The 743-nt window shown below is 37.3% G+C and carries 1 protein-coding gene; it reads right to left on the minus strand.

All coding sequences use genetic code 11. The annotated features are described in order from the left end of the window. On the minus strand, positions 1 to 648 hold a 648-nt coding region (locus GQR56_RS21290), incomplete at its 3' end, for an IS4 family transposase (protein ID WP_166115382.1). Between the last annotated feature and the right edge of the window lie 95 nt (positions 649 to 743).

The raw sequence follows: 743 nt of genomic DNA on the forward strand, positions 1-743 counted from the left end.
GGTTTTAGCCCTGACAACATAAAAGCCTCCTGCTGTATCAATTGATTCAAGATACGATAACTTAAAATAACCTCTATCCGCTAAAAACAAGGTGTCGACTAACGATTTAGCATCAGGTAAAAAATCATATTCAGCTTGGCTATCAGGACTCACTGAGATTTCTTCGGGATAACCTTGAAGCACATCCCAACTCACATGAACCTCTATTGCCGCAGGACTTATTTTAGTAAAGCGACCTTTAAAGGTATCTTTTAAACTATCGTGCACTGCGAACGAACTTCCGTCTTGCAATATGATGCGTTTGAAATCTGACAGTGTGACTTCTGTGCCGAGTATTTGTTGCTGCCATTCATTTAACGCCACATCGACCAGTGATTTCATCAATTGGCTGAATTCAGGCTTACTCAGTTGATTGTGAAACGGTTTATATTGAACATCAGTTTCCGTCAACTTCACAAAATAACGATGTAAATCTGTCACGGTGTTTACCGATTTATCGCCTAGAGCCGTTATTAACGACATGACTAATTCGAAAGGTTTTATTATTCGTTTACGGCTACAAAAACGGCTTGTTTTACCTATTTCGTTAATATTAAAATCGTTAAGCACTTTCGTTATTTTGTTTAACTCAGTATTATATTTATTCATGCTCTGCTTTTGGGATAGATAGTGGTTTGGCGATTACTATCAGATCAAATTCAGAGCATGTTTTCAAGTTTTATTCCTTAAGATCCAACCTATGA

Origin of the sequence: Pseudoalteromonas sp. Z9A5 (genome assembly GCF_011378875.1) — a bacterium.
GTDB lineage: Bacteria > Pseudomonadota > Gammaproteobacteria > Enterobacterales > Alteromonadaceae > Pseudoalteromonas.